Here is a 24,698-nt window from a genome sequence, read left to right on the forward strand (position 1 = left end):
ATTTGATGGCCATTCCTGCCATCTTACCGTACCAAATGCCAGAAGCATCAAATATGCCGAAAAACAAGGTGTCATGGACTCCTCATCCGAAGCGTGCTGCACTTCTCATCCATGATATGCAGCAATATTTTCTCAACGCTTACCGTTGCGGCGAGTCTCCGGTAACAGATCTGCTGGCTAATATTAAGAAGCTTCGGAAGCGATGTGCCGAGCTTGGCATTCCGGTTATTTTCACGGCTCAGCCAGGCGCTCAGACACCGGAAGAACGGGGGCTTCTCCAAGATTTTTGGGGACCCGGAATCGGTCCTGATTCCGATGAGCAGAAGATCGTAGATGAGCTGAAACCGAATGAAGGCGACATCGTTCTGACCAAGTGGAGGTACAATGCGTTCAGAAAAACCAACCTTTTAGGTGCGCTGGAGGAGCAAGGTCGGGATCAGCTCATCATCACCGGCATCTATGCCCATATCGGCTGCCTGATGACGGCATGTGATGCGTTTATGCAAGATATTGAAACGTTTTTTGTCGCCGATGCGGTGGCGGATTTCTCATTAAAGCATCATGAAATGGCCATCACATACGCAGCTGACCGCTGCAGCGTCACAATCACTGCGGAACAGCTTTTGAGCCAGCTGAAAGATGACGCAAGCCATGAACACGCAAAAGAAAGCTCTCATGCACTGACAAAACAGATTATTCGCGAACAGGTCGCATCGCTTCTTCTTGAATCACCTGAAAAGATAAGCGACAGCGAAAATTTGATTTACAGGGGACTTGATTCCGTGAGAATCATGAGTCTCGCGGAGCGCTGGCGCCGAGCGGGGCGGGAGGTGTCATTTGTGGAGCTTGCGGAGGACCCTTCGATTGAAAACTGGTGGAGACTGTTGTCCTCCTCTAAAGAAGCACCCTTGCCAAATGCAGACTATCAATGAAGGAGGTCGCCTTAATGCTTGAATGTCAACATAACCGAAAGCCATTATCAGGAGCGCAAGCCGGCATTTGGTTTGCTCAGCAGCTTGATCCGGAAAATCCGATCTACAATACAGCTGAATACGTTGAAATTAAAGGCCCGCTTGATCAAGAGCTTTTCGAGAAAGCGCTGCGCCATGTCATGAAAGAAGCTGAATCATTCCATGCCAGATTTGGAGAAGATCAAGACGGACCGTGGCAAGTGATCGTTCCGTCGGCAGATTTTCCGATTCATTATGTTGATGTCAGCTCAGAAACCGATCCGGAACAGGCGGCGAAAAGCTGGATGAAGGATGACCTTGCCCGTCCGGTTGATCTGACTCGCGGTCCGCTTTTTACAGAAGCGCTTTTCAAAACGGCGCCGGATCATTACTTCTGGTATCAGCGAACTCACCATATCGCAACGGACGGGTTCAGCTTTACATTGATCGCCGAGCGGCTGTCAAAAATATATACCGCATTGATGCAGAACAAATCGATCGATCAGAGCGGAGCCTTTGGCTCCCTCGATTTGATTCTCGCGGAGGAAACGGCTTACCACGCATCAGAGAAGTATCAGGAAGATCGGCAATTTTGGCTTGAGCGATTCAGCGATGAACCGGAGGTAGTCAGTCTTGCCGAAAGGGCGCCGCGCACCTCTTCAAGCTTTCTTCGCAGGTCTGACTATCTGCCGAGTGAACATGCTGAGCGTCTTCTGTCTGCCGCAAGCAGAATGGGGGCAACTTGGCACGAAACCGTGATGGCAGCAGCTGCAATATATGTTCATCGGCTGAAGGGGGCAAATGACGTCGTTCTCGGGATGCCGATGATGTGCCGCCTTGGGTCAGCCGCTCTCCATATTCCGGGTATGGTCATGAATCTCCTTCCGCTTCGGATTGGCATGCAGCCGGACATGAGCGTAGGAGAGCTGGTCAAGCAAATCTCAGCAGAGATGATGAAGCTGAGGCGTCATCAGCATTACCGCCACGAAGAACTGCGCCGGGAACTCAAGCTGCTTGGCGAAAATCAGCGGCTGTTCGGTCCGCAGCTTAATTTGATGCCTTTTGAGCAACGCTTGAATTTTGCCGGCTGTCAAGGCATCGTGCATAATCTTGCCACAGGACCTGTGGACGATCTGTCAATCAACATTTACGGCCGCCCGGACGGAGGCGGGTTGAAAATAAACATGGATGCAAACCCCGCTGTTTATCATGCAGATGAACTTGAACATCATATTCATCGTTTTCTCACTCTTCTGAAAACGATTGCCGATTGCGAGCAAACTCAGCCGGTGGGGACGTTGGATATTCTTCTCCCGGAAGAACGCGCTCAAATTTTGATCGAATGGAATCAAACAGACCGCGGTCTTCCAAATGAGAGTCTTACGCAACGATTTGAAATGATGGCGAAGGAGTACCCTGAATCTCCGGCAGTCGTTTCCGATGATGAGGTTCTTACCTATTCCGAATTAAATAAAAGGGCAAATCAACTGGCTCATCTGCTGATCAATAAGGGGGCGAAATCCGAGACATTCGTTGCTTTGGCCCTGCCGCGCTCAGCGGAAATGATTGTCAGCATGCTCGCCGTTTTCAAGGCTGGAGCGGCTTATTTACCTATAGATCCCGATTATCCGGCTGACAGGATCGAGTATATGCTCAATGATGCACAGCCGCTGTTTGTCATCACCAGCAAAAAAGCACAAGACATGATCAGTTCGCAAACGCCGAAGTTCATCCTTGATGAACAAACTGTTATGGAAAAAATCTCCGGATGTTCTGAAGGAAATCCCGGCAGACAGCATTCCGGCGCTCAGCCGGCATATATGATTTATACATCCGGATCAACCGGCAGACCTAAAGGCGTAGTTGTACAAGCTGAAAGCTTATTCAATTTTTTGCTTTCAATGCAGGATATGTTCCCGCTTAATCAAGACGACCGGCTGCTGGCCGTCACAACGATTGCATTCGACATCTCAGCACTCGAAATTTATTTGCCACTGATCAGCGGGTCGGCAGTCGTTCTTGCCGAGAAGGAGACGGTACAAGACCCCTCCGCATTGGCTAAAATGATTGAAACATACGGAATCACAATGATGCAGGCCACACCGACCCTTTGGTATGCATTGGCCTCGAGCGCTCCGGAGAAGCTTAAAGGTCTTCGTGCGCTTGTCGGAGGGGAAGCTCTGCAAGCCAGCTTGGCCCGGCAATTGCAGCAGCTTGGATGCACATTAACGAACCTTTATGGACCGACGGAAACAACGATTTGGTCTACAGCCGCCGCGCTGGGAGGCAACTGCACGAAATCTCCGGGGATCGGCCGTGCGATTTGGAATACGCAGCTGTATGTTCTAGACGCCGGATTGCAGCCCGTGCCTCCGGGAGCGGCTGGAGAACTTTATGTGGCAGGAACAGGAGTGGCGCGCGGCTACTTGAACCGTCATGCTCTCACGGCTGAACGCTTTATTGCGAATCCATACGGGCCGCCTGGATCGAGGATGTACCGGACGGGCGACCTCGTGCGCTGGCGCGAAGACGGGTCGCTAGATTATATCGGCCGTGCGGACCATCAAGTCAAAATTCGCGGATTCCGCATTGAGATGGGAGAAATAGAAGCGGTGCTTGCAAATCATCCGGTTGTTAAACAAGCTGCTGCTATTGTTCGTGAAGACCAGCCCGGTGATCCGCGTATATTTGCGTATGTCGTTCCCGCTTCGGGAGAAAGCCTTCATCCTGTCGAGCTTCGCGGCTACGTTGGTGAAACACTGCCCGACTATATGATTCCGTCTGCATTTGTCATTCTTGATGAACTGCCGCTTACGCCGAACGGAAAGCTTGACCGCAAATCCCTGCCGGCTCCGGCATTGAGTATGCATACGGGGGGACGTGAGCCAAGGACACCTCAAGAGGAAATATTGTGTGATTTATTCGCTGAAGTGCTGGGGGTGCCGCGAGTCAGTATTGATGACAGCTTTTTTGATCTCGGCGGACATTCGCTTCTGGCAGGCAGGCTTGTCGGCCGGATTCGGGAAACGCTTGGCGTCGAACTCGGAATCGGCGGTTTATTCGATGAGCCCACAGCCGCCGGGCTTGCCAAACAGCTTGATCAGGCGCAGAGCGCCCGTCCGGCATTGCGTAAAAGAGAGCGCCGGGAAGAAATTCCGCTGTCCTTCGCGCAGCGGCGCCTATGGTTTTTGCACTGTTTGGAAGGACCGAGCCCGACCTATAATATTCCGGTTGTCGTTCATTTAACCGGACGTTTGGACCGAGAGGCGCTGACAACCGCTCTGAGCGATGTGGCAGCAAGACATGAGCCGCTTCGAACAATTTTTCCGTATCAGCAGGGGACAACACACCAGCTGATATTGGAAGCGGATCAAGCGCGTCCCGAACTCGCTGTATCCCATGTCAGCGAACATGATTTGGAAAAAGTCCTAGCTGAGGCTGTTCGGCACCGTTTTCATTTAGAAAAGGAACCTCCGTTTCGCGCCCAGCTATTCGTACTCGGACCGGACAAATTTGTTCTTCTTCTGCTTTTGCACCATATGATTGGCGACGGCTGGTCTTTAACGCCGCTGACCCGCGATTTGGAAACCGCCTACAATGCGCGTCTGAATGGTGAGGCACCTGCTTGGGAGCCGCTTTCTATACAATATGCCGACTATGCCGTATGGCAGGAACATCTGCTTGGACATGAGAGCAATCCGGACAGTCTGATTGCCAAGCAGCTCGGGTATTGGTCAAAGGCATTGGAACATCTGCCTGATCAGCTGGAGCTTCCGACTGATCACCCGCGTCCGTCGGAATCAAGCTACAGAGGCGGTACGATTGATCTCAGCATTGACGAACAGCTACACGGCCGTTTGCTCGGTTTGTCCCGCAGCACCGGAGTCAGCATGTTCATGATTTTGCAGTCGGCCCTTGCCTCACTGCTGACACGGCTCGGAGCAGGCCACGACATTCCGCTCGGGAGCCCGATAGCGGGAAGAAACGATGATGCTTTAGGCGGAATTGTCGGATTGTTCGTTAATACGCTTGTGCTCCGAACAGATACATCGGGTAATCCAAGTTTTCGGGAACTTCTGAACAGAGTTAGAAAAGTAAATCTTGCAGCATATGAGCATCAGGACCTTCCGTTCGAGCGCCTTGTTGAAGTGCTCAATCCTGCCAGGTCAAGAGCGAGACATCCGCTGTTCCAAATCATGCTCGCCTATCAAAATACGCCTGAACCTGAGCTTGAACTTTCCGGCCTTAAATCAGACATTGACATTCGCAGTGTCGGCGCAGCCAAGTTTGATTTGACGATTGAGCTTCGGGAACATCGAACAGCGGATGGAACACCCGCAGGTATCGGCGGATTTGTGGAATACAGCACAGATTTATTTGAGCGAAATACGGTTCAAACATTGGCCGAACGGCTTGTCAGACTGCTGGATTCAGCAGTATCCGACCCTGATCAGCCGATCGGAAGACTTGATATTCTCCTTCCGGCCGAACGTGAAAACATGCTGGCTGACTGGAGCAAATCGTCCAACAACATACCTTGTTCATCTTTGCCTGTTTTATTTGAAAAGCAGGCTGCGAAGGACCCGGAAGCCGTTGCGGTTATATATGAAAATGACTCGCTCACATACGGCGAGCTCAATAGACGCGCTAACCGGCTTGCCCATCTCCTGATCGCCAAAGGGGTCGGTCCCGAACAATTTGCTGCCCTGGCGCTGCCAAGATCTTTGGATATGGTTGTCGGACTGCTTGCAGTGCTGAAAGCTGGCGCGGCATATGTGCCTCTGGATCCGGACTACCCGGCAGAAAGGATAGCGTTTATGTTGAATGATGCACATCCTGCCTGCATCGTTACGAGTTCAGCGGTCGAATCATGCCTTTCTGTTCCCGCATCTGTTGAACGGATTGTCCTTGATGACCCTTGCATACAAGAGGAACTGAACGGATGCGCTTCTGCGAATCCGGTTGATGCCGACCGTACGAAGCCTTTGCTGCCTCTTCACCCGGCGTATGTCATTTACACATCCGGTTCGACCGGCAAGCCGAAAGGAGTGATCGTTCCACATCAAAATGTCGTGCGGCTGTTCGGAGCGACTGACCAATGGTTTCATTTTGGCTCTGACGATGTTTGGACGATGTTTCATTCTTACGCATTTGACTTTTCGGTATGGGAAATTTGGGGAGCGCTGCTCAATGGGGGACGGCTTGTCGTGGTGCCTCATACAATCAGCCGCTCGCCGGCCGACTTTCTCAATCTTCTCGTACGCGAGGGAGTGACTGTGCTCAATCAGACCCCTTCCGCATTTTATCAATTGATGCAGGCTGACCGGGACAATGCTGAGACAGGAAAGTGCCTTTCCTTGCGCTTTATCATTTTTGGAGGGGAAGCGCTCGAACTGAAGAGGCTTGAAGATTGGTATGAACGCCATCCGGAGCATTTCCCGCGGCTGATTAATATGTACGGAATTACAGAAACGACGGTACATGTCAGCTATATTTCCCTCGATCAGCAGACTGCAGCACTTCAAGCGAACAGCCTGATCGGTCAAGGGATTCCCGATTTAGGTGTATATGTGCTTGATGAATACCTTGAACCGGTACCCCCGGGCGTCACCGGAGAGATGTATGTGTCGGGGGGCGGCCTCGCACGGGGTTACTTGGGCAGACCCGATTTGACGGCAGACCGTTTTGTCGCTGATCCGTTTGGTCCGCCCGGAACCCGGATGTACCGAACCGGCGATCTTGCCCGCAGGCGCCAAGACGGCTCTCTTGATTATATGGGCAGGGCCGATCAGCAGATCAAGATCCGCGGCTTTAGAATCGAACTCGGCGAGATAGAAGCGGTGCTTGTCCGCCATCACAAGGTGAATCAAGCTGCTGTAGTTGTAAGGGAAGACCAGCCCGGGGACAAGCGCCTGATCGCCTATGTTGTCCCGACGTCTGAAGAAGAAACTGATCCGGCTGAGCTGCGCCGGTTTGCCGCAGGCACTCTGCCGGAGTACATGGTGCCTTCTGCATTTGTAAAAATTGCAGACCTGCCATTGACTCCAAATGGCAAACTTGATCGAAAAGCGCTGCCTGAGCCTGATTTTGCCGCGGCTGTTAAAGGGCGGGGGCCAAGAACACCGCAGGAAGAAATCTTATGTGATCTTTTTTCAGAAATCCTCAATGTGCCGCGGATTGGTATTGATGACGGATTCTTCGAACTTGGCGGTCATTCTCTGCTCGCCGTACAGCTGATGAGCCGCATTCGTGAAGCGCTCGGCGTCGAGCTCGGCATCGGCGACCTGCTTGAAGCACCTACTGTCAGCGGACTCGCTGAACGGCTTGAATACGGCGGCGGGCAAAGTGCGCTGGATGTACTGCTTCCGCTGAGAACCGGAGGCAGTCAGGATCCCCTGTTTTGTGTGCACCCGGCCGGGGGCCTCAGCTGGTGTTATGCCGGTTTAATGACGGCACTCGGGAAGGAATATCCGATATACGGCCTTCAAGCTCGCGGGATCGCAAGGCAGGAAGAGCTTCCTGATACGCTCGACGACATGGCCGCGGATTATATCAGGCACATTCGTACGATTCAGCCAACAGGGCCTTATCGTCTTCTCGGCTGGTCTCTCGGAGGCAATGTTGTACATGCGATCGCAACTCAGCTGCAGGAACAAGGGGAAGACATTTCGCTTCTTGTCATGCTTGATGCATACCCGAATCACTTCCTTCCAATTAAAGATGCACCTGATGAGCAGGAAGCATTGATTGCACTCTTGGCATTGGGAGGATACGATCCGGACAGCCTTAACGGGGAACCGCTGAAACTTTCCAGTGCGATCGATATACTGCGCCGAGACGGCAGTGCGCTTGCCAGCCTGGATGAGGCTGCGATCTTGAATTTAAAGGAGACTTATGTGAATTCCGTCCGGATTTTAAGCGAATATAAGCCCCGCGTCTTTCATGGTGATATCCTGTTCTTCAAATCTACCGTGATACCGGAATGGTTTGATCCGATCGATCCGGAGTCATGGCTTCCTTATCTGAACGGAAACATTGATATTCATGATATGGATTGCCGGCATAAAGATTTGTGCCAGCCGGAGCCGCTGGCCGAAATCGGACGTCATGTTGCGGAAAAACTGGACGGCTTGAAAAAGATACGGACAAGTAGGGAGAGATAACGATGACAAATCCTTTTGAAAATGAACAGGGCACATATGTTGTTTTAATGAATGAGGAAGGCCACTATTCACTCTGGCCCGCCTTTGTTCATATTCCGGCAGGGTGGGAGATTGTCTGCGGGGAAACGAGCCGCAGCGCCTGCATCGACTATATCAGCTCGAATTGGACCGATCTCTCGCCGAACAGCTTGAAGCCGGCTGCAGAAGTTCAAGGCGGTCAGCAATGAAGAGAAGGCCGTTCAATCAAAGGACGGTTGTCAGCATTGTATATGTAACGGCCATGTTTATGGCTGCAATGGATGCGAGTGTCATTAACATGGCATTGCCCGCCATCATGAACGAATTTCAAACTTTGCCGTCTGCTGCAGGCACAATTAACATCGGATACTTAGTCAGCTTGGCGGTCTTTCTTCCCGCAGCCGGCTGGTTTGGAGACCGCTTTGGGACAAAGCGTGTTTTCCTTGCCGCGCTTTCCATATTTACGGCTGCATCCGCATTATGCGGAATCGCTGACAATCTGGCGGCATTAAACGTATTTCGCGTGATCCAGGGAGCCGGCGGCGGATTGATCACACCAGTGGGAATGGCAATCTTGTTCAGGACGTTTCCTCCGCACGAACGGGCTGAAATTTCGAGAGTTCTCGTCCTTCCGATTGCGGTCGCGCCTGCGGTTGGGCCGATCATCAGCGGGTTTCTGACGGATCAGCTGTCATGGCGCTGGATTTTTTACATTAATATTCCGATCGGTATGATCATTCTGCTGTTTGGCCTGTTATATCTTCATGAACATATGGAGCCGAAAGCGGGGAGATTTGATTGGCTAGGATTTCTTTTGGCTGGGCCGGGAATGGCGTTGTCAGTTTTTGCACTCAGCCAGGGGCCTGTGCAGGGCTTCGGCTCTCCGAATGTGCTTGTTTCAGGAACCGAGGGAGTGATTCTCCTCGCCATTCTCGTTTTTGTCGAGCTGAAGGCTGAGCATCCGCTGATTGAACTGCGCTTATTGAAGGACCGGGTTTTTGGAATGATGAGCGTCATTTCGCTTTTGACAGCAGGCGGACTCCTTGGCATGCTCTATATATTTCCGCTGTTGTGCCAGGAAGCACTCGGCTATTCTGCGACCGATACCGCTTTGATCACGTTTCCCGAAGCATTAGGCTTGATGCTGGCCTCCCAGCTGATGCCGAGGTCGTTAGATAAGCTCGGGCCGAGGCGGGTAATTTCCGTTGCGCTTTTAGGCGCCGCTGTATTGTTTGGGCTGCTGAGCCTGACCGGATACGGGTCAAATCTGTGGCTTCTCAGGCTGCTGCTGTTTTCGGCGGGCTTTTTTCTGGGGCATGCGGTTGGCGCGGCGCAGGTTGTTTGTTTTGCCAACATTTCATCTTCATCAATGGGTCGGGCAACGACGCTGTTTAATGTGCAAAACCGGCTCGGATCTGCTTTTGGAGTTGCCGTCATGTCGTGCGTCCTTGCCGTGCTCAGTCAGCCTGGCGCAGGGATAGAGCCCGATTTATCAGCTTACCGGACCGCTTTGCTCGGTGCAGCCGGCTTCCTCATGGCAGCATTTTTCATCGCACTCAAGCTCAAGGACGCTGACACTGAACGTCAAATGGACAAGCATGCTTCAGTTTCCAAAGGTGCGGCGGCTTCCGGTAAGTAAAACAAAAATCCTCCCGTTTCCGGGAGGATTTTTTTACCGCATGAATGGCGCGCTATAAAATCGGCGACAGCAGGATCGAAATGGCTTCTTTGAAGCGGATCGATTTGCTTCTGTTTAAATATTCCTCATAGGTCAGCTCCCTTGAGACTTGCAGATCTTTTTCAAATGATAGGACAAGGCTTCTCGAAATTTCCTCATCGTATAAAAAAGCATTCACTTCAAAATTGAGCTTGAAGCTGCGCATATCAATATTTGCCGTGCCGACTGATGAAATTTCTTCATCTACAACGATTGTTTTCGCATGGATAAATCCGTTGTCGTAAATAAATACGGAAGCGCCGGCTTTTAAAAGTTCGCCGATGTAAGAATAGGTAGCCCAGTACACAAAAGGATGGTCGGGTTTGTTAGGAATCATGATTCTCACGTCAACGCCGGACAGACAAGCAATTCTGAGGGCATCGAGCAGGCTTGCGTCCGGAATAAAATAAGGCGTCTGTATAAGAATCGACCGCTTTGCCGTTGATATCATTTTAATATAGCCGTTTTTAATCTGCTCCCATTCTGAATCGGGGCCGCTGGTGACGATTTGCATGCCGATGTTTCCGTTGGAATCGATGTCAGGAAAGTGGTTTGGCATATATGTAATATCGTGATGGTGCGAGGCCTGATTCCAATCCAGGATAAAACGCGTTTGAATCGAATGGACTGCCGTTCCTTTGATTCTGAGATGCGTGTCCCGCCAATAGCCAAAAGCTGGATTTAGACCGAGGTATTCGTCCCCTACATTAAATCCTCCGACATAGCCGATGACGCCGTCGATGATGACGAGCTTGCGGTGGTTGCGGTAATTCATGCGCAAATTGATAAATTTAAAACGCGACGGGAAAAAAACTTCGACAAATCCTCCCGCCTTTTTCAGCTCTTTGAAAAAGCTTTTCCTGAGGCTTCTTGATCCCAATTCATCATACAAAACGCGGACTTCAACGCCTTCTTTTGCTTTTTTGATCAGCGCGTCCCGCAGCTTTTTTCCGATCTCATCGCCTTTATAAATATAATATTGAAGATGTATATGGTCTTTGGCGTTTTCAATGTCGCGAAGCAGTCTGTCGAATTTCTGGCGTCCGTCCGTTAACAGCTCGACCGCATTGTCTTCCGTGAAAACGGCGTGGTTATTCAGAATGTGCATATAAATCAAGTCTTTGCTGTCCGCCGTCGCTTTATTGCGAAATTCAAACTCGCGGTTTTTCAGCTTGGTCAGCTGCTGTTCCAATATTTTTTCCATCCCGATCCTCTTTCGGTCTTCCCATTGAAAAAGGTGATTCCTGCTCAAATTGTGGCCGAAGAGCAAATAGAGGATAAAGCCAAGAACGGGAATAAAGAAGAGTACCAAGAGCCAGGCCCAGGAGGAGCTTGCATCCCGGCGTTCCCTAAAGATCACAACGATTGCCAATAGCGTGTTTAAAACTAATATAAAGCCGAGAAATATCGATGTGATGCTTATATTTTTAATAATATCCATATTGAACCTCACAAGACGGATTTGTTTTTATACATTCCATTTATAACAGTTACTCCCCTTTCAAGCAACTATCTCATGTTATACGGGGCGGGGGACGGAAAGTTCCTAATAAAAAGGGGAAAGGCAAAAAACTGTAAAACATGTTGGATCTAAGTTACGATATACATATAAAAAGCGTGATTTAATCAGCGAAACAACGCCTCTTTAACCAAATCGGGAGGGATTGATTATGGATATGGAACGTTTCCATCAAATGCCGGCTTTTATGAAAGAAGAAATGGATAACCTCAAGCATGTGGCGGCGCCGTTCTTAAAGAAAAGGCTGATATTTCTTTTTATCGCGATTCCGCTGCTTGTTGCTTCATTGGTTTATCTTTCTTCTTTTTGGGGGCAGGCATCCTATGGAACCGATTCAATGATAAAAATCGGCTGCGCTGCCGCAGCAGCAGCTTTCGGCATGGCACTGTTCAGAGAGTCGTCTTACCAAAAAAGAAATGTTCAGCAATCGGTGATGAAATATATATTGGAACGGATGCAAACAAGCGAAGTGCTTTCCGATGAACGGAAAAGCCGCTACGTTCAGGCGGTCAAAGAAGAGCCGTTTACTGTGATGAGAAGCTTTTTGGAATTTTTAAATGAAGAAGAGATCAGAAGGCGCAGGCTGGCTGAATGATGAAAGAAAAAAAGAGCTGCATGACAGCTCTTTTTTTCGTGCCATGATGATCAGGCTTCATTCAATTCTTTTCCTAATATTTTTAAATCGTACCGTATTCGATCCATCTCGGCGATTCCGGGAAAGTGTCCCCACTCGGTAAAGCCGTATTTTTTGAAAAGCTTGATGCTCGGTTCGTTGTGGGCAAAAATAAACGCCATTAAAGAACGGATTCCAAGCTTTGGCGCAGCTTCAAGCGCTTTTTCAAGCACCGCTGAACCCGCCCCTTTGCCGCGGTGGTCTTCATGAAGGTAAATGCTGACTTCGGCGGTTTTGTTATAGGCGGGCCTACCGTAAAATGATTCGAAGCTGATCCAGCCGGCGATATCCCCTTGTTCATTTTCCACAATATAAAGAGGCCTTGCCTCGGTATGGTTCAAAAACCAGTTCAGCCTTTCTTCAGGTGTGACGGGTTCTGTATCTGCCGTAACCATTCGCGACGCAATGGTGGAGTTGTAAATATCGACTACTGCGGGAAGGTCTTCCCGATTGGCGATCCGTAGTTTCATTCTCTCTGTCCTTTCTTCATATGTTATATCTTCGGCGTTTTTCCCGTTATCATGCACATTGGTGAAATTTCAGGTTTTAGGGCGGTTTTTACATAAAAACGAAGCAGCCGGTGCAGACTAACTTGAAAAAAAGTTTTTTGTAAATGTATATATTTTCTGAAAAGTGTTCAGAATGTTGCTGAGGTGATGAGTAATGAAAGAGGAAGAAAAGAATCGTACTTCCAAAATCACAAAGCTGCAACAGTTTTTTCGTAAACGCTGGGTATTTCCGGCCATCTATTTGACAAGTGCCGTCGTTGTATTAACCGCCGTTCTTTGGTATCAATCGGCTTCTAACAACGATGTAAAAGATCAGCTTGCTGACGATGGTAAGAAATCAGCCTATGATAACCGGGATGACGCGGTAGAAGTAGGCAAACCAGTCGAAAATGTCGCAATGCCGGTTGCTGATTCTGAAAATGTTTCTGTCGTTAAAAAGTTCTTTGAAACTGACGCAACTAAAGAAGAGAAAGAAGCAGCACTTGTAAACTATAATAACACGTACAGCATGAGCAAAGGTATCGACTTGGCTGAGAAAGACGGAAAAACATTCGATGTTTCCGCATCTCTCAGCGGTACGGTCATCAAAGCTGCAAAAGACCCTGTACTGGGCTACGTTGTTGAAGTTGAACATGAAAATGGTTTATCAACTGTGTATCAGTCTCTTTCTGAAGTAAGCGTCAAACAAGGTGACAAGATTGAACAAAATCAAGTCATCGGAAAAGCAGGCAAAAACCTTTACAATGAAGAAGGCGGAAACCATGTGCATTTTGAAATCCGCAAAGACGGTGTTGCGCTAAACCCGTTGAACTTCATGGACAAGCCGGTCTCCAGCATCGAAAAAGCGGTGGAGGAACAAGCGGCTGAAATGAAGGAACCTGCTCAGCCTTCTGTTGAAGAAAAGTCAAAAACAGAAGACAAAGCGAAAGATCAAACAGGTGGAAAAGACGACAAAACCAAACGGGAAGATTCGTCTGAAGGGTCAGAAAATCAAGACGGAACCCAGTCTGACGATTCAAGCCAGTCATAAGGCACGCTTCCCTCAGAGCGCCTATCAAATACGATAGGCGCCTTTTTTGTTACAATCATAAAAAACCCGTATCAAATTTGCAGAGCCAGCCGTTTATTAAGTAAGAGGCCTCTTTTAAGGAGTGTGAATGCATTCATGAATGAGCTAGAACAGCAAGCGCTGATGAAGTATTGCATGAGAATGACAGGTGATAAATGGGATGCCGAGGATTTAGTCCAGGATACCATCCTGAAGTTAATCGAAATCAATCGAACAGACGCCTCACATGCTTATCAAAAGACGGTGGCAAAGCATAAATGGATTGACCTGCTCAGAAAAAGGAAACGCGAAATCTTTCTGTCTGAAGACAATCTGGAAGACGGGAGGGCAGAGCGCATGAAGGCGGCCGATGACTTCGAGCACCTGCTGAAACAGCTTTCCGGTATTTTAACGCCGAAGCAATTAACGATTTTTCTGCTCAAAGATGTGTTTTCCTTTCAGCTGCACGAAATCGCCGAGTCGCTCGGTAAGCCCGAATCATCCGTCAAATCGCTTTTATTCAGATCGCGTCAGCGATTAAAAAGGCTTTCTCCGGATGTTCTGCAAAGGGAAGCGGCGGACCGGGATGACGAACACATTGACCTGCTTGTTCGGGCGATATTGTATCACAACCCCGATGCTCTGCTCGAATTTGCCAAACAGACATGGCTTTTCGGCGCTTCACAGCCGTCCTGCATCAGCATGATGAGGTGTGCTGCCTAGGAGGAAAAAGGCTATGAACACCATACCTTACGTCATTGAGAAAACGGCTGCCGGTGAAAGATCGTACGATATTTTTTCCAGACTTTTAAAAGACCGGATCATTATGATCGGCTCTGAATTCAACGATGACCTCGCCAATCGGGTCACCGCCCAGTTGCTGTTTTTGTCAGCCGAAGACAATGAAAAAGACATTTCGATCTATATCAACAGCCCGGGCGGATCAACTTCCGCGGGATATGCGATTTTAGATACGATGGACTATGTGAAGCCGGATGTCCGCACGATCTGTGTCGGAATGGCAGCTTCCATGGGAGCGATTCTCCTCGCCGGCGGAACAAAAGGCAAACGGTATGCGCTCAAAAACAGCGAAATCATGATCCATCAGCCGCTCGGCGGCGTCAAAGGACAGGCGACAGACATGGAGATTTCAGCGAAGCGGATCATCAAACTGAGGGAAAAAATCGAGCACTTCTTTCACGAACGAACGGGCCAGCCCATTGAAAGACTAAAAGCCGACATGGAACGCGATTACTTTATGGATGCGGACGAAGCGAAGGCATACGGTGTGATTGACGCCGTTTTATAACATCAGAAAAGCTCCCGGCTTAACTTCAGCCGGGAGCTTCGATCTTTTTATAAAGCGTCAGGACCTTCCTCGCCTGTGCGGATGTTGATGGTGTTTTTAATTTCGTATATGAAGATCTTGCCGTCACCGGGTTCCCCGGTTTTCAGGACGTTTTGCGCCGTCTCGGCCACCTTTTCGACAGGCACTTTGCTGACGACGATTTCGACTTTTAACCTTTCATATACATTGCTTTCGCGTTTGACCCCGCGGTAAAGCTCTGTATGCCCTTTTTGCAGGCCGCATCCGTGTACATTGTAAAACGTAATGGACGTTACCCCGATTTTGGCCAGCTCCGTTTTCAGCTTTTCAAAGTTTGTAGGACGAGTTACAATTTCCACCTTATACATTTGACCGCTCATACCATCACTCCTGACAAATTAATCTTGATACGCTTTTTCGCCGTGCAGCGTCAGATCGAGGCCCAATGATTCTTCATCCTCTGAGGCACGGAGTTTAAAGAAAATACTGACTATCTTAATAATAGCGTATGTGACGATTGCGACAAACAAATATGTTGCGGCAATCGCAATCAGCTGTTTCCAAAGGAGACTGATGTCTCCGTAAAAAAGCCCGTTTGCTCCGTCTGCGTTGACTGATGTCGTCGCGAACAAGCCCGTCGCGATTCCGCCCCATGTTCCGCCGAGCCCGTGAAGGCCGAAGGCATCGAGCGCATCATCGTAGCCGAATTTTTTCTTCAGCGAAAACACACCCCAGAAACAGACGATTCCACCGATGAGCCCGATCCATACGGATGAGAAAGGCGTAACAAAGCCTGCGCCCGGTGTAATCGCGACAAGTCCCGCGATCGCTCCCGAGACGGCGCCGAGCATCGTCGGCTTTTTATTGATCAGCCATTCTGCCAAAATCCAGCCGATCAGCCCTGCAGCCGCAGCCGTATTCGTGTTGATAAAAGCGGTCATGGCGACTTCATCGATCGTCAGGGCGCTTCCGACGTTGAACCCGAACCATCCGAACCAGATCAAAGTCGCCCCGAGCAAAGTCAGAAGGAGGTTGTGAGGGGCGGTATCGCTGATATTTTTCCGCTTGCCGAGAACAATCGCAACAACCAGGCCGGCTACACCGGAAGAGATGTGAACGACGTTGCCGCCGGCAAAATCGATCGCTCCCAGCTCGTCAAGCCAGCCTCCACCCCATACCCAGTGGGCGACCGGCGAGTAAACGAAAACCGCCCAGAGCACCGAAAAAAGAATAAAGGCCGGAAAGCGCATTCGCTCCGCAAAGCTTCCGGAAATAATCGCAGTCGTCAGTACGGCAAATGTCAATTGGAACATCATATAAAGCGTATGCGGGATCGTCTCCGAATAATCGGCATTGGGTTCAAATCCGATACCTTGCAGTCCGATCCAATCCAAACCCCCGATCAATGGGTTTCCGGGAGCGAAAGCGAGCGAATAGCCGAACAAAATCCATATGATGGAAACGATGGCAATTGAAGATAAGCTGTGCATAACGGTGCTGAGCACATTTTTGCTCCTGACAAGTCCTCCGTAAAATAAAGCGATGCCCGGCGTCATCAGCCATACGAGCAAAGCGCAAAAGAACATAAATACTGTATCCCCCATCTGCATGTTTCATTCCTCCGTAGTCATTTAGATTGAGAGCAGATCTCTTTTTCTTTCATTATAGTGACAAAAGGGAGATATCATGATGAACATGTCAGATTTCCTTACATGGTTTTTAGGAAGAAAAGCGGACAGGGAGAGGCTGAAAGGGGGATTAATCGGTTTTTTCAACCTCAACTGCAACGATTCGATGTCCGTCCATATCTTTTACTTTGAAACGGAATCCTTCACTTTCGATCGCCGTTTTGGGCTTGCTCTCAATATTCTGCGTCAGCATCCAGCCGCCGATTGTATCAATCTCCTCATCTGATAAATGAATTCCGAGCAGGTCGTTTACATCGCTGACTAGTACTTTACCGCTGAGGATGTAATGGTCATCTTCCAGTTTCTGAACAGCCGATACTTCTTCAGTATCGAATTCATCGCGAATATCGCCGACGATTTCCTCGACGATATCCTCAACCGTCACAAGGCCGGATGTTCCGCCATACTCATCTACGAGAATCGCCATATGTGTATGCTCTTTTTGCATTTTGACGAACAGCTGGTAGACGGGAATCGTTTCAATCACATGGATAACCGGATGGATATATAGCTTTAACGGTTTTGTTTCTAAAGAAAACCCGCCTGCAAGCTCAGCCAGCAGCAGTTCTTTTATATTGATCATTCCGGTGATGTGATCCTTGTCTTCCTCCATGACGGGGAAGCGGGTGTGCTTCGTTTCTTTGATGAGCTGCTTCACTTTTTTTACACTGTCGTCAAGAGACAGGACGGTCATTTCATTGCGGGGCACCATAATTTCTTTTGCCGTACGTTCGTCGAATTTAAAAATGTTGTTTACATATCTCAATTCATTCTGGTTGATTTCCCCGCTTTGATAGCTTTCAGATAAAAGTGTTCGCAGCTCTTCCTCCGAATACGCCAATTCGTGTTCACCGGTCGGCTTCAGGCCGAACAGACTTGTGATCATGCGGGCTGAATGATTAAGCAGCCATATAAAAGGAAACATGATTCTGTAAAACCAGATCATCGGCTGTGCAAAAAGCAGAGTAACGGTTTCCGCTTTTTGAATGGCGATCGTTTTTGGCGCCAGCTCTCCGATCACAACATTGAGATAAGTGACCGATAAAAAAGCGGCCAAAAATGAAAGAATATGTGTCATCGACTCGTTCAAGCCGATTTTGGAAAAAAGGGGATGCAGTAAGGTCTGCATCGTCGGTTCACCAAGCCAGCCGAGGCCCAATGCCGTCACGGTGATTCCAAGCTGGCAGGCTGACAAGTATTCGTCAAGGTGTGAGGTCACTTCTTTTGCGGCAAGCGCGCCCTTTTTTTTCTGAATGATCAATTGGTCGATCTTTGTCCGCCTTACTTTGACGATGGCGAATTCGACCGCGACGAAAAAGCCCGTTAATGCGATTAATCCTGCCACTGCAATCAGCTTCAGTAATTCCAAAGCCCCGCCTTCTCAAAAAGAAGGCGCCACCTCCTTTTCTATGAAAAACTCATACTGGCTTCATACCACGTGCCGCAGCGCGGCAAACATGATGTTTATTTACGCGGAGGGCGGGCAAAGAAATATAAAACGAATGGGCCGGAAGAGGAGGAGACGAAATATGAGAGTTTTTCAGGGAGAGGGCTGGACATGGTATCAGCTCGGCCCTCACGAAAAAGCGACAGCACAAGGGCTGATCCAGCCCGATCATTGGCCGGAATGCCGAAACTGGTTTCAAGGCGTTCCATCGGCCAATATCAATTGCATTGATATCAATGCTGCCGTTCAAGGCAAGGAAGCGATCTACGGTTCATATATTTACGATCAGGAAGCGGAAGTTCAACAAAATCGGACAGCATTTCATTTTTACTTAACGAAAGACTATTTTTTCACAATGAATTTAGATATCTCGCAATTTGAAGAGGCAAACAGAAGGCCGATCGATCAACACTTAAAGCGATGCAAAGACGCCCCTGAAGTGTTCATGGTCCTGCTGGGCGAACTGATGAGAATGTATTTGAAGGAACTTGAGCACTTTGAAGTTCACCTTGGAAAAGTAAGGTGGGGATTTCATCATGACAACAATAAAAGCATCATTGAACTGATTCATAAGCGGCGTCATGAACTGCTCGTCATAAGAAGTTTAATTTTATCGATGAAAAAGGTTGCAATGGGTCTTAAAGAAACTTTTTTAAGCAAATCGTTTGACGAAATCGAACAGCGCAGGACGTTTTACGAAATCGACAGAGGCATGTCATTGATCAAAGAGTATGCGAATGAAATCAATTATTTGCTCCATTCCGAGGAAGTGGTGACATCCCACAGAGGCAATGAAATCTTTAAAGCGCTGACGATTTTCACGACGATCTTTACGCCGATGACGGCTTTCGGCGCCCTGTGGGGAATGAACTTCGAAGTCATGCCTGAACTCTCATTGAAGTACGGCTATTTATTTTCGCTTATTTTAATTGCCGTTTCTACCGTTCTTGTGTACTGGTATTTGAGGAAGAAAGGGTGGACCGGCGATTTATTGAAGGATAAAAAACGATATATGAAAAGGAAGGGCTCTTTTAAATAGGTTTAAGCCCGTGGGATATCGGAAAAGCACATAATAACCCCAGTAAAGGAGGAATTCCGAATGAAACTAAAGGACATCATGACAACCAATGCTGAATGCTGCGAACCTTCTGCTCCGATTGCGGAAATTGCCGGGAAGATGCGTGATTACAATGTAGGTTCAATTCCGGTCTGCGAGAACGGAAAATTGACGGGGATCGTTTCAGACCGGGATATTGTTATCAGATGTGTAGCTGAAAATGAAACAGATGCGGCTGCTCGGGATATCATGAGCACACAGATGGTGACAGGGCGCCCGGATATGTCTGCTGAAGAGGCTGGTGATCTGATGGCGGAACACCAAATTCGCAGGCTGCCGATTGTTGAAGATGGCCGTCTTGTCGGAATCGTTGCTTTGGGGGATCTCTCCGTCTCACATGCGGATGAGAAAGCGGGAGAAGCTTTAAGCGAAATTTCAAAACCGGCTTAAACAGGTTGAAGGAAGAGCGTTTTCAGCTCTTCCTTTTTTATAGTGTAATATTTAGTGATTGATCAATAACTTAACTTTAGATTAAGTTTTCATTAAGCATCTCAATGTTTCTTTCAGCCCTTCTTGATAAGGTGTCGCGGGAATTTTTCCTATCCTCTTTTCATATTTTTCCCCGTTGAGAATGAATGTTTCTTCAGTTAAGTACATGATTTCTACTACTTCTTTCATGACTGGATCAAATAATCCGCTTATACGAATGGCAAGTTTATTTAATGGTATTACTAATTTATTATTTCCGGTAATTTGGCGTGCGATTTTTATGATTTCTTTACCTGAAATCAGTCCGGCGCCGGGAATGTTCCAGTTTTCACCGTAAGAATCGTCTTTACTTGCGATTTCCACAATCATTTTTGCGGCATCAGGCAAATATACGTACTCCCGGGGGGTTTTTAGATTGCCGATAAAAACAGCTATTTTATTTGCTGCCATTCCGGTTAATGTAGGCTGTAAATAAGAATTTTGCGAAGTTTTTCCATAATAGTCGGGCAGTCTGACGATTAATGGTTTGGCATTTTTCCATTTCTTATCGAAAATTAAGTTTTCAAAATCCACTCTTAGCTTTCCTTTTTTTGTATGGGGCAGTTTCGGATGATTTTCGTCTCCTTTGGCAATTTGTCGGCCGTAAACATATATTCCATCCACAATCACGATTTTCTTGCCTGAAATATTTGCAGCCTTCATTACACTTTCACAGAGAAGCAGGAGTTTATCTGCCATTTCATGATATTGAACATTGGCGCATTGAAATATCACATCTGCATCCTTCGCTGCTTCACTGATGGTCTGTGCATCAAAGACATCGCCAAGCTGATATGTTAATAGCGGTGTTGAATGATGTTCTTTTATGAGATTCTTTAGTTTATTTTCAGAACGGCCGAAAGCGATAACCGGAATATTTCTTGACAGCAATTCTGAAACTATGACTTGACCTGTTCCACCTGTTGCGCCTAAAACAATTGCTTTTTCCATTGAAAATTCCCCCTTGGGTAAGTTATTAATCAATCAATAACTAATGCTTAAATAAAAAACCGAAACAAATCGGTTATTTTATTCTGTTTGGCCGTGCATGATCTCTGGAAAATCCAAGAAATAGGAAATGTTGCAAAGTATCCCTCTTGCCAGGAAAGTCGTAACTTCCCTCTCTGCATTCGGAACATTCGCTTCCTGGAACCTTTCCAGCGTATAGTTTCTAATACGTGATAAGCCCGTTTTTGAACAATTTCTGATCGATTCCTCCGTAACGGATAGTCCGATGACCTGTAAGGCTATTTCATTAGGGTGTGATACAGACAACTCTTCATATGCTTTGATCATGTTTGCTACGATCTGTTCGGAGCTGGATTCGACATTTTGAAACGTTTGGAGGATTCTTTCAAAGGCCCGATCGAGCGCGGCAACGAACAACTCTTCCTTCGTCTTATAAAACCTAAATATATAGGGCTGGGAAATACCGGCTTTTTCAGCAATGAGTGCTGTCGTGGTATTATAATATCCCTTTTCTGCAAACACTTCTAATCCAGCTTCAAGTATTTGCTCCTTTCGGTTTTCCTTACTCTGTCTTATGATATGCCGCCTCCCTTCATTTTGTTATTGATTGATTACTTACTGAGATCGTAACAGATTTCGATTCAAGATTCAAGCACGTAATTTTTAAAACATGTATCTATTGGTGCAACAGTTTTCATCCCCGGTCCCGCTGCAAAGGCCAAAATAAGACGTGCTGCCGTTTGGCGTAATGGAGAAGCGGAGAGGTATCAGGCAATATGAGACCGCTTGCTCCGGGCACCGTGTTTTGTCGGATTTCGGTTTCGGCCCGCTGCAGCGTCCATGGAGAATGATGGATGTCTTCATAGTAGACCCGGTTGTTGTACGTGGTGTACAGGCGGTATCTTTCAGTCAGCCAGTATTCGATGGACCCTTTTTGGGCGGTAAAGGAATCTGACAGCGGGCGGTAGCTGGCGCGGAAGGCCGCTTTTGAATCATCCCTTCTGCTGGAAAATTCAATATGGTTTTTTTCTTTTACAAAGTTTATCCCGGCGTGAAAATAAGGCAAGTGGAACATTGCGCGCGCGCCGGCGACGGCTAAGCGCGAAGCGGCGTCAAGACTGAAAAAATAAATGCCCGGTATGCCTTTATATGATACATATGTCCGGACGTTCAGCTCGGGAAATCTGCTGACGAAAGGAAAGGGGGGCAAAAAACGGGGGCGCATATTTGTCAGCAGGAAAGGCAAAATGCCGATCCATGCTTTTCCATTGAATGTCTCCAGTTCCAAGGCCGCCGGTATTCGTCCGCGAATGGCTTCAGAATCAACAGCCCAATGGGCAAATAATACATGATTCCATGTTTGCGTCATCACCCACGGTCTTTCAGGCGGCGGAAAAGGGCGGTGTGAAGTATTTTTAATCATAGAACAGCACTCCTTCGATTCGAATGTTGACCCGTCTGCAACACATCCCGAGCCTGTTGTACGGTTTTATCATTTCCCTTTACGGTTAATTCAAAAACGAGGATACAAAAAACGGAGGAGTGATGTGATTTGTTCAAGCATACGAAAGTGCTGCAGTACCCTGCAAAACCTGAAAGACCCGATCCTGTCTTCGCCAAGAAAATGCAGGAAATACTCGGCGGTCAGTACGGAGAAATATCTGTGGCCATGCAATACCTTTTTCAAGGGTGGAATACAAGGGGAAATGAAAAGTATAAAGATTTGCTCATGGATACGGCGGCAGAAGAAATCGGACACGTCGAAATGATTGCGACGATGATCGCGCGCATGCTTGAAGACGCACCGGTTTACGAGCAGGAAAAAGCCGCAGACGATCCTGTCATCGGTGCAATTATGGGCGGAATGAACCCTCACCATGCGATCGTTTCGGGACTGGGAGCCATGCCTGAAAACAGCACCGGCGTTCCGTGGAATGCAGGCTATATTGTAGCGAGCGGCAACCTTCTGGCCGATCTGCGCGCAAATGTCAACGCTGAATCGCAAGGCAGACTGCAAGTCGCGCGGCTGCGCGAAATGACGGATGACAATGGTGTACAAGATATGCTCGGTTTTCTTTTAGCGAGAGACACGATGCACCAAAACCAGTGGATCGCCGCAATCAAAGAGTTGGAAGAAAAAGAAGGCGTCATCGTGCCCGGCACGGTTTCGGATGAAAATGAAAAAGAAGACATTGCGCATACTTTATACAATTTCTCGGATGGAGAAGAAAGCGCGCAGTTTGATTGGCTGAAAGGGAAGGCGCCGGACGGAGCGGAATTCCATTACGAGGGCGGCCCTGTCGCATATGGAGAAAAACCGGTCTTGAAGCCCGCTCCAAAACGAAGCCACAATACACCTGATTATGGAGAATAAAAAGAGCCGAAACGGCTCTTTTTTTATTTTTTAAAATGACAAAACACTCCGTAAATATTAAAATAAGTGACAGATTTGCAGATTTTTTTATTGTCAGGTAAGCTTACTATAAAAACAACAGTAAGGAGTTATATCATGAGTAAAGTACTTATTTTTGGCCACAAAAATCCGGATACGGATACGATTTGTTCAGCGATTGCATATGCCGAATTAAAAAAGGAGCTCGGCATGGACGCAGAACCCGTCCGCCTCGGCGAAATCAACGGCGAAACCGAATTCGCGCTTGAGAAATTTAATGCAGAAGTACCCCGCCTTGTGAACACTGTTGCGAATGAAACTGACAGCGTGATTCTGGTTGACCATAATGAGCGCCAGCAGAGCGTCGATGACCTGGATCAAGTTCGCGTGCTTGAAGTCATCGATCACCACCGGATCGCCAATTTTGAAACGAGCGACCCTCTGTATTATCGCGCAGAGCCTGTAGGCTGCACAGCAACGATCTTAAACAAGCTCTATAAAGAAAACGGCGTCGAAATTAAAAAAGATATCGCAGGATTGATGCTGTCGGCGATCATCTCAGATTCCCTCTTATTCAAATCTCCGACTTGCACGGACGAAGATGTCAAAGCTGCAAAAGAATTGGCTGCGATTGCCGGCGTTGATACCGACAGCTATGGACTCGATATGCTGAAGGCCGGAGCTGATTTGAGCGCAAAAACGATTCCTCAGCTTCTCTCTCTTGACGCAAAAGAGTTTACGATGGGAAGCCATAAAGTGGAGATCGCGCAAGTTAACACTGTTGATACAAACGACGTTCTCTCCCGCAAAGAGGAAGTTGACGCAGAACTTGCAAAAGTGGTGTCTGAAAAAGGATTGGATTTATTTGTGTTTGTCGTAACCGACATTTTAACAAACGACTCGGTTGTCGTCGCTTCAGGACAATCTGCACAAGCAGTGGAAAAAGCGTTCAATGTCACATTGTCAGACAACACAGCGACACTGAAAGGCGTTGTATCCCGCAAAAAACAAATTGTTCCGCCGTTAACCGAAGCCTTAAAAGGTTAAGGAAAGGAAATGAAAAACACCCGAATCATGAGATTCGGGTGTTTTCTTATGCCGTTCTGGATACGGCTTTCCGCAATTTCCGCAAGATCGATTCGTAGAGTGAGATGATCCGTTCAAAAAGCGGCTGCACATACGCTGAGAATCTAAACATAACGAGTGATACAAATAAAGCGACCAAAATGCTGCCTAAAACGTCAACAGGGTAGTGGTGTCCGACCCAAATACGGGAAAAGCCCGTCAATAACCCGAAAGCAATCAGGCAGCTTCCAATTTTCCGATGATAAAGCCAAAAAGCGATCGAAATGGCTAACGCCCCGGTTGTATGATCGCTGGGAAATGAGGCGTCGGCAGCATGATGAATCAATACGTCCACATGGTGAGCGACAAACGGCCGCGGCTCATAGTAAACCAATGACAGCAAATAATTTGCCGCCAATCCGAGAATACCCGTCACACCTGCCTGAAGAACGCTTATTTTATAAGAACGGTTTCCGAAGATCCAGATCAAAAGCAAAATGAGCGCATACATGTAAATTGCTTTTTCTGTAATCAAAATCATAGCGCTGTCCAGGATGTGGTTGTGGTTTGATAATTGATGAATGCGTGTAAAAAGCCAATAGTTCAAAAAATCACCTTTTTAATAGAG

21 protein-coding genes are annotated in these 24,698 nt (G+C 47.9%); 12 read left to right on the plus strand and 9 right to left on the minus strand.

All coding sequences use genetic code 11. The features are described from left to right. Positions 1-5: 5 nt before the first annotated feature. Genes ACH97_RS04670 through ACH97_RS04685 form a run of 4 tightly spaced genes read left to right on the plus strand, consistent with a single transcriptional unit; the run spans position 6 to position 9,770 of the window. On the plus strand, positions 6-932 hold the full coding sequence (locus ACH97_RS04670) for an isochorismatase family protein (RefSeq protein ID WP_057957816.1): 927 nt from the start codon (positions 6-8) through the stop codon (positions 930-932). 14 nt (positions 933-946) lie between these two features. Further along, positions 947-8,113, plus strand: coding sequence for an amino acid adenylation domain-containing protein (locus tag ACH97_RS04675; RefSeq protein ID WP_048350592.1), 7,167 nt, complete (start codon positions 947-949; stop codon positions 8,111-8,113). A 2-nt stretch (positions 8,114-8,115) separates the two neighbouring features. Then, positions 8,116-8,340 carry an MbtH family protein gene (locus ACH97_RS04680; RefSeq protein ID WP_048350593.1) on the plus strand — a complete coding sequence of 75 codons (225 nt, stop codon included), beginning with the start codon at positions 8,116-8,118 and terminating at the stop codon, positions 8,338-8,340. Continuing rightward, complete coding sequence (locus ACH97_RS04685; protein ID WP_048350594.1) at positions 8,337-9,770, plus strand: MDR family MFS transporter; 1,434 nt, start codon at positions 8,337-8,339, stop codon at positions 9,768-9,770. Before ACH97_RS04680 ends, ACH97_RS04685 begins: the two co-directional genes overlap by 4 nt. A gap of 52 nt (positions 9,771-9,822) precedes the next feature. On the opposite strand, the gene cls is transcribed toward ACH97_RS04685, so the two are convergent. Then, positions 9,823-11,271 carry a cardiolipin synthase gene (cls, locus tag ACH97_RS04690; protein ID WP_025810656.1) on the minus strand — a complete coding sequence of 483 codons (1,449 nt, stop codon included), beginning with the start codon at positions 11,269-11,271 and terminating at the stop codon, positions 9,823-9,825. Between the two features lie 247 nt (positions 11,272-11,518). Between cls and ACH97_RS04695 the strand changes: the two genes are divergently transcribed. Next, positions 11,519-11,962 carry a YwnF family protein gene (locus ACH97_RS04695; protein WP_025810657.1) on the plus strand — a complete coding sequence of 148 codons (444 nt, stop codon included), beginning with the start codon at positions 11,519-11,521 and terminating at the stop codon, positions 11,960-11,962. A gap of 50 nt (positions 11,963-12,012) precedes the next feature. Here ACH97_RS04695 and ACH97_RS04700 read toward each other — a convergent pair whose 3' ends face one another. Next, on the minus strand, positions 12,013-12,510 hold the full coding sequence (locus tag ACH97_RS04700) for a GNAT family N-acetyltransferase (protein ID WP_020453226.1): 498 nt from the start codon (positions 12,508-12,510) through the stop codon (positions 12,013-12,015). A 193-nt stretch (positions 12,511-12,703) separates the two neighbouring features. Between ACH97_RS04700 and spoIIQ the strand changes: the two genes are divergently transcribed. The 3 genes from spoIIQ (at position 12,704) to ACH97_RS04715 (ending at position 14,906) form a co-directional block, all read left to right on the plus strand. Further along, entirely contained in the window at positions 12,704-13,579 is an 876-nt protein-coding gene (gene spoIIQ / locus ACH97_RS04705) for a stage II sporulation protein SpoIIQ (protein ID WP_023857113.1), read from the plus strand. Between the two features lie 135 nt (positions 13,580-13,714). Then, positions 13,715-14,320: an RNA polymerase sigma factor gene (locus ACH97_RS04710; protein ID WP_020453224.1), complete on the plus strand. Its 606-nt coding sequence runs from the start codon at positions 13,715-13,717 to the stop codon at positions 14,318-14,320. Between the two features lie 13 nt (positions 14,321-14,333). Next, on the plus strand, positions 14,334-14,906 hold the full coding sequence (locus tag ACH97_RS04715; protein ID WP_025810658.1) for an ATP-dependent Clp protease proteolytic subunit: 573 nt from the start codon (positions 14,334-14,336) through the stop codon (positions 14,904-14,906). Between the two features lie 47 nt (positions 14,907-14,953). Here ACH97_RS04715 and ACH97_RS04720 read toward each other — a convergent pair whose 3' ends face one another. The 3 genes from ACH97_RS04720 to ACH97_RS04730 form a co-directional block, all read right to left on the minus strand. Beyond that, the gene (locus ACH97_RS04720; RefSeq protein WP_003185936.1) at positions 14,954-15,304 is read right to left on the minus strand and encodes a P-II family nitrogen regulator; all 351 of its coding nucleotides are present in this window, start codon (positions 15,302-15,304) and stop codon (positions 14,954-14,956) included. A gap of 18 nt (positions 15,305-15,322) precedes the next feature. Continuing rightward, a complete protein-coding gene (locus ACH97_RS04725) occupies positions 15,323-16,534 on the minus strand; it encodes an ammonium transporter (RefSeq protein ID WP_023857117.1) in 1,212 nt (403 codons plus the stop codon). A 148-nt stretch (positions 16,535-16,682) separates the two neighbouring features. After that, positions 16,683-17,981, minus strand: a complete 1,299-nt coding sequence (locus ACH97_RS04730) for a hemolysin family protein (protein WP_025810659.1) — start codon at positions 17,979-17,981, stop codon at positions 16,683-16,685. A 160-nt stretch (positions 17,982-18,141) separates the two neighbouring features. Here ACH97_RS04730 and ACH97_RS04735 point away from each other — a divergent pair, with 160 nt between their 5' ends. Both ACH97_RS04735 and ACH97_RS04740 read left to right on the plus strand, forming a co-directional pair. Then, complete coding sequence (locus tag ACH97_RS04735) at positions 18,142-19,098, plus strand: magnesium transporter CorA family protein (protein WP_025810660.1); 957 nt, start codon at positions 18,142-18,144, stop codon at positions 19,096-19,098. 60 nt (positions 19,099-19,158) lie between these two features. Continuing rightward, positions 19,159-19,566 carry a CBS domain-containing protein gene (locus tag ACH97_RS04740; protein WP_023857120.1) on the plus strand — a complete coding sequence of 136 codons (408 nt, stop codon included), beginning with the start codon at positions 19,159-19,161 and terminating at the stop codon, positions 19,564-19,566. A gap of 81 nt (positions 19,567-19,647) precedes the next feature. Here the strand turns inward: ACH97_RS04740 and ACH97_RS04745 are convergent, their stop codons facing one another. The 3 genes from ACH97_RS04745 to ACH97_RS04755 form a co-directional block, all read right to left on the minus strand. Continuing rightward, positions 19,648-20,595 (minus strand): NAD(P)H-binding protein, encoded by a 948-nt coding sequence (locus ACH97_RS04745; RefSeq protein ID WP_048350531.1) that lies wholly within the window; start codon positions 20,593-20,595, stop codon positions 19,648-19,650. A gap of 78 nt (positions 20,596-20,673) precedes the next feature. Continuing rightward, positions 20,674-21,189, minus strand: a complete 516-nt coding sequence (locus ACH97_RS04750) for a TetR/AcrR family transcriptional regulator (RefSeq protein WP_025810661.1) — start codon at positions 21,187-21,189, stop codon at positions 20,674-20,676. Positions 21,190-21,307: 118 nt separating this feature from the next. Next, the gene (locus tag ACH97_RS04755) at positions 21,308-22,036 is read right to left on the minus strand and encodes a YqjF family protein (protein ID WP_025810662.1); all 729 of its coding nucleotides are present in this window, start codon (positions 22,034-22,036) and stop codon (positions 21,308-21,310) included. 129 nt (positions 22,037-22,165) lie between these two features. Between ACH97_RS04755 and ACH97_RS04760 the strand changes: the two genes are divergently transcribed. Together ACH97_RS04760 and ACH97_RS04765 are read left to right on the plus strand one after the other, a co-directional pair. Then, complete coding sequence (locus tag ACH97_RS04760; RefSeq protein WP_048350530.1) at positions 22,166-22,987, plus strand: manganese catalase; 822 nt, start codon at positions 22,166-22,168, stop codon at positions 22,985-22,987. 135 nt (positions 22,988-23,122) lie between these two features. Beyond that, positions 23,123-24,052 carry a manganese-dependent inorganic pyrophosphatase gene (locus ACH97_RS04765; protein WP_020453213.1) on the plus strand — a complete coding sequence of 310 codons (930 nt, stop codon included), beginning with the start codon at positions 23,123-23,125 and terminating at the stop codon, positions 24,050-24,052. 46 nt (positions 24,053-24,098) lie between these two features. Here ACH97_RS04765 and ACH97_RS04770 read toward each other — a convergent pair whose 3' ends face one another. Further along, positions 24,099-24,677 carry an undecaprenyl-diphosphatase gene (locus tag ACH97_RS04770; protein ID WP_020453212.1) on the minus strand — a complete coding sequence of 193 codons (579 nt, stop codon included), beginning with the start codon at positions 24,675-24,677 and terminating at the stop codon, positions 24,099-24,101. Positions 24,678-24,698 lie beyond the last annotated feature (21 nt).

Source organism: Bacillus paralicheniformis (assembly GCF_001042485.2).
Taxonomy (GTDB): Bacteria; Bacillota; Bacilli; order Bacillales; family Bacillaceae; genus Bacillus; species Bacillus paralicheniformis.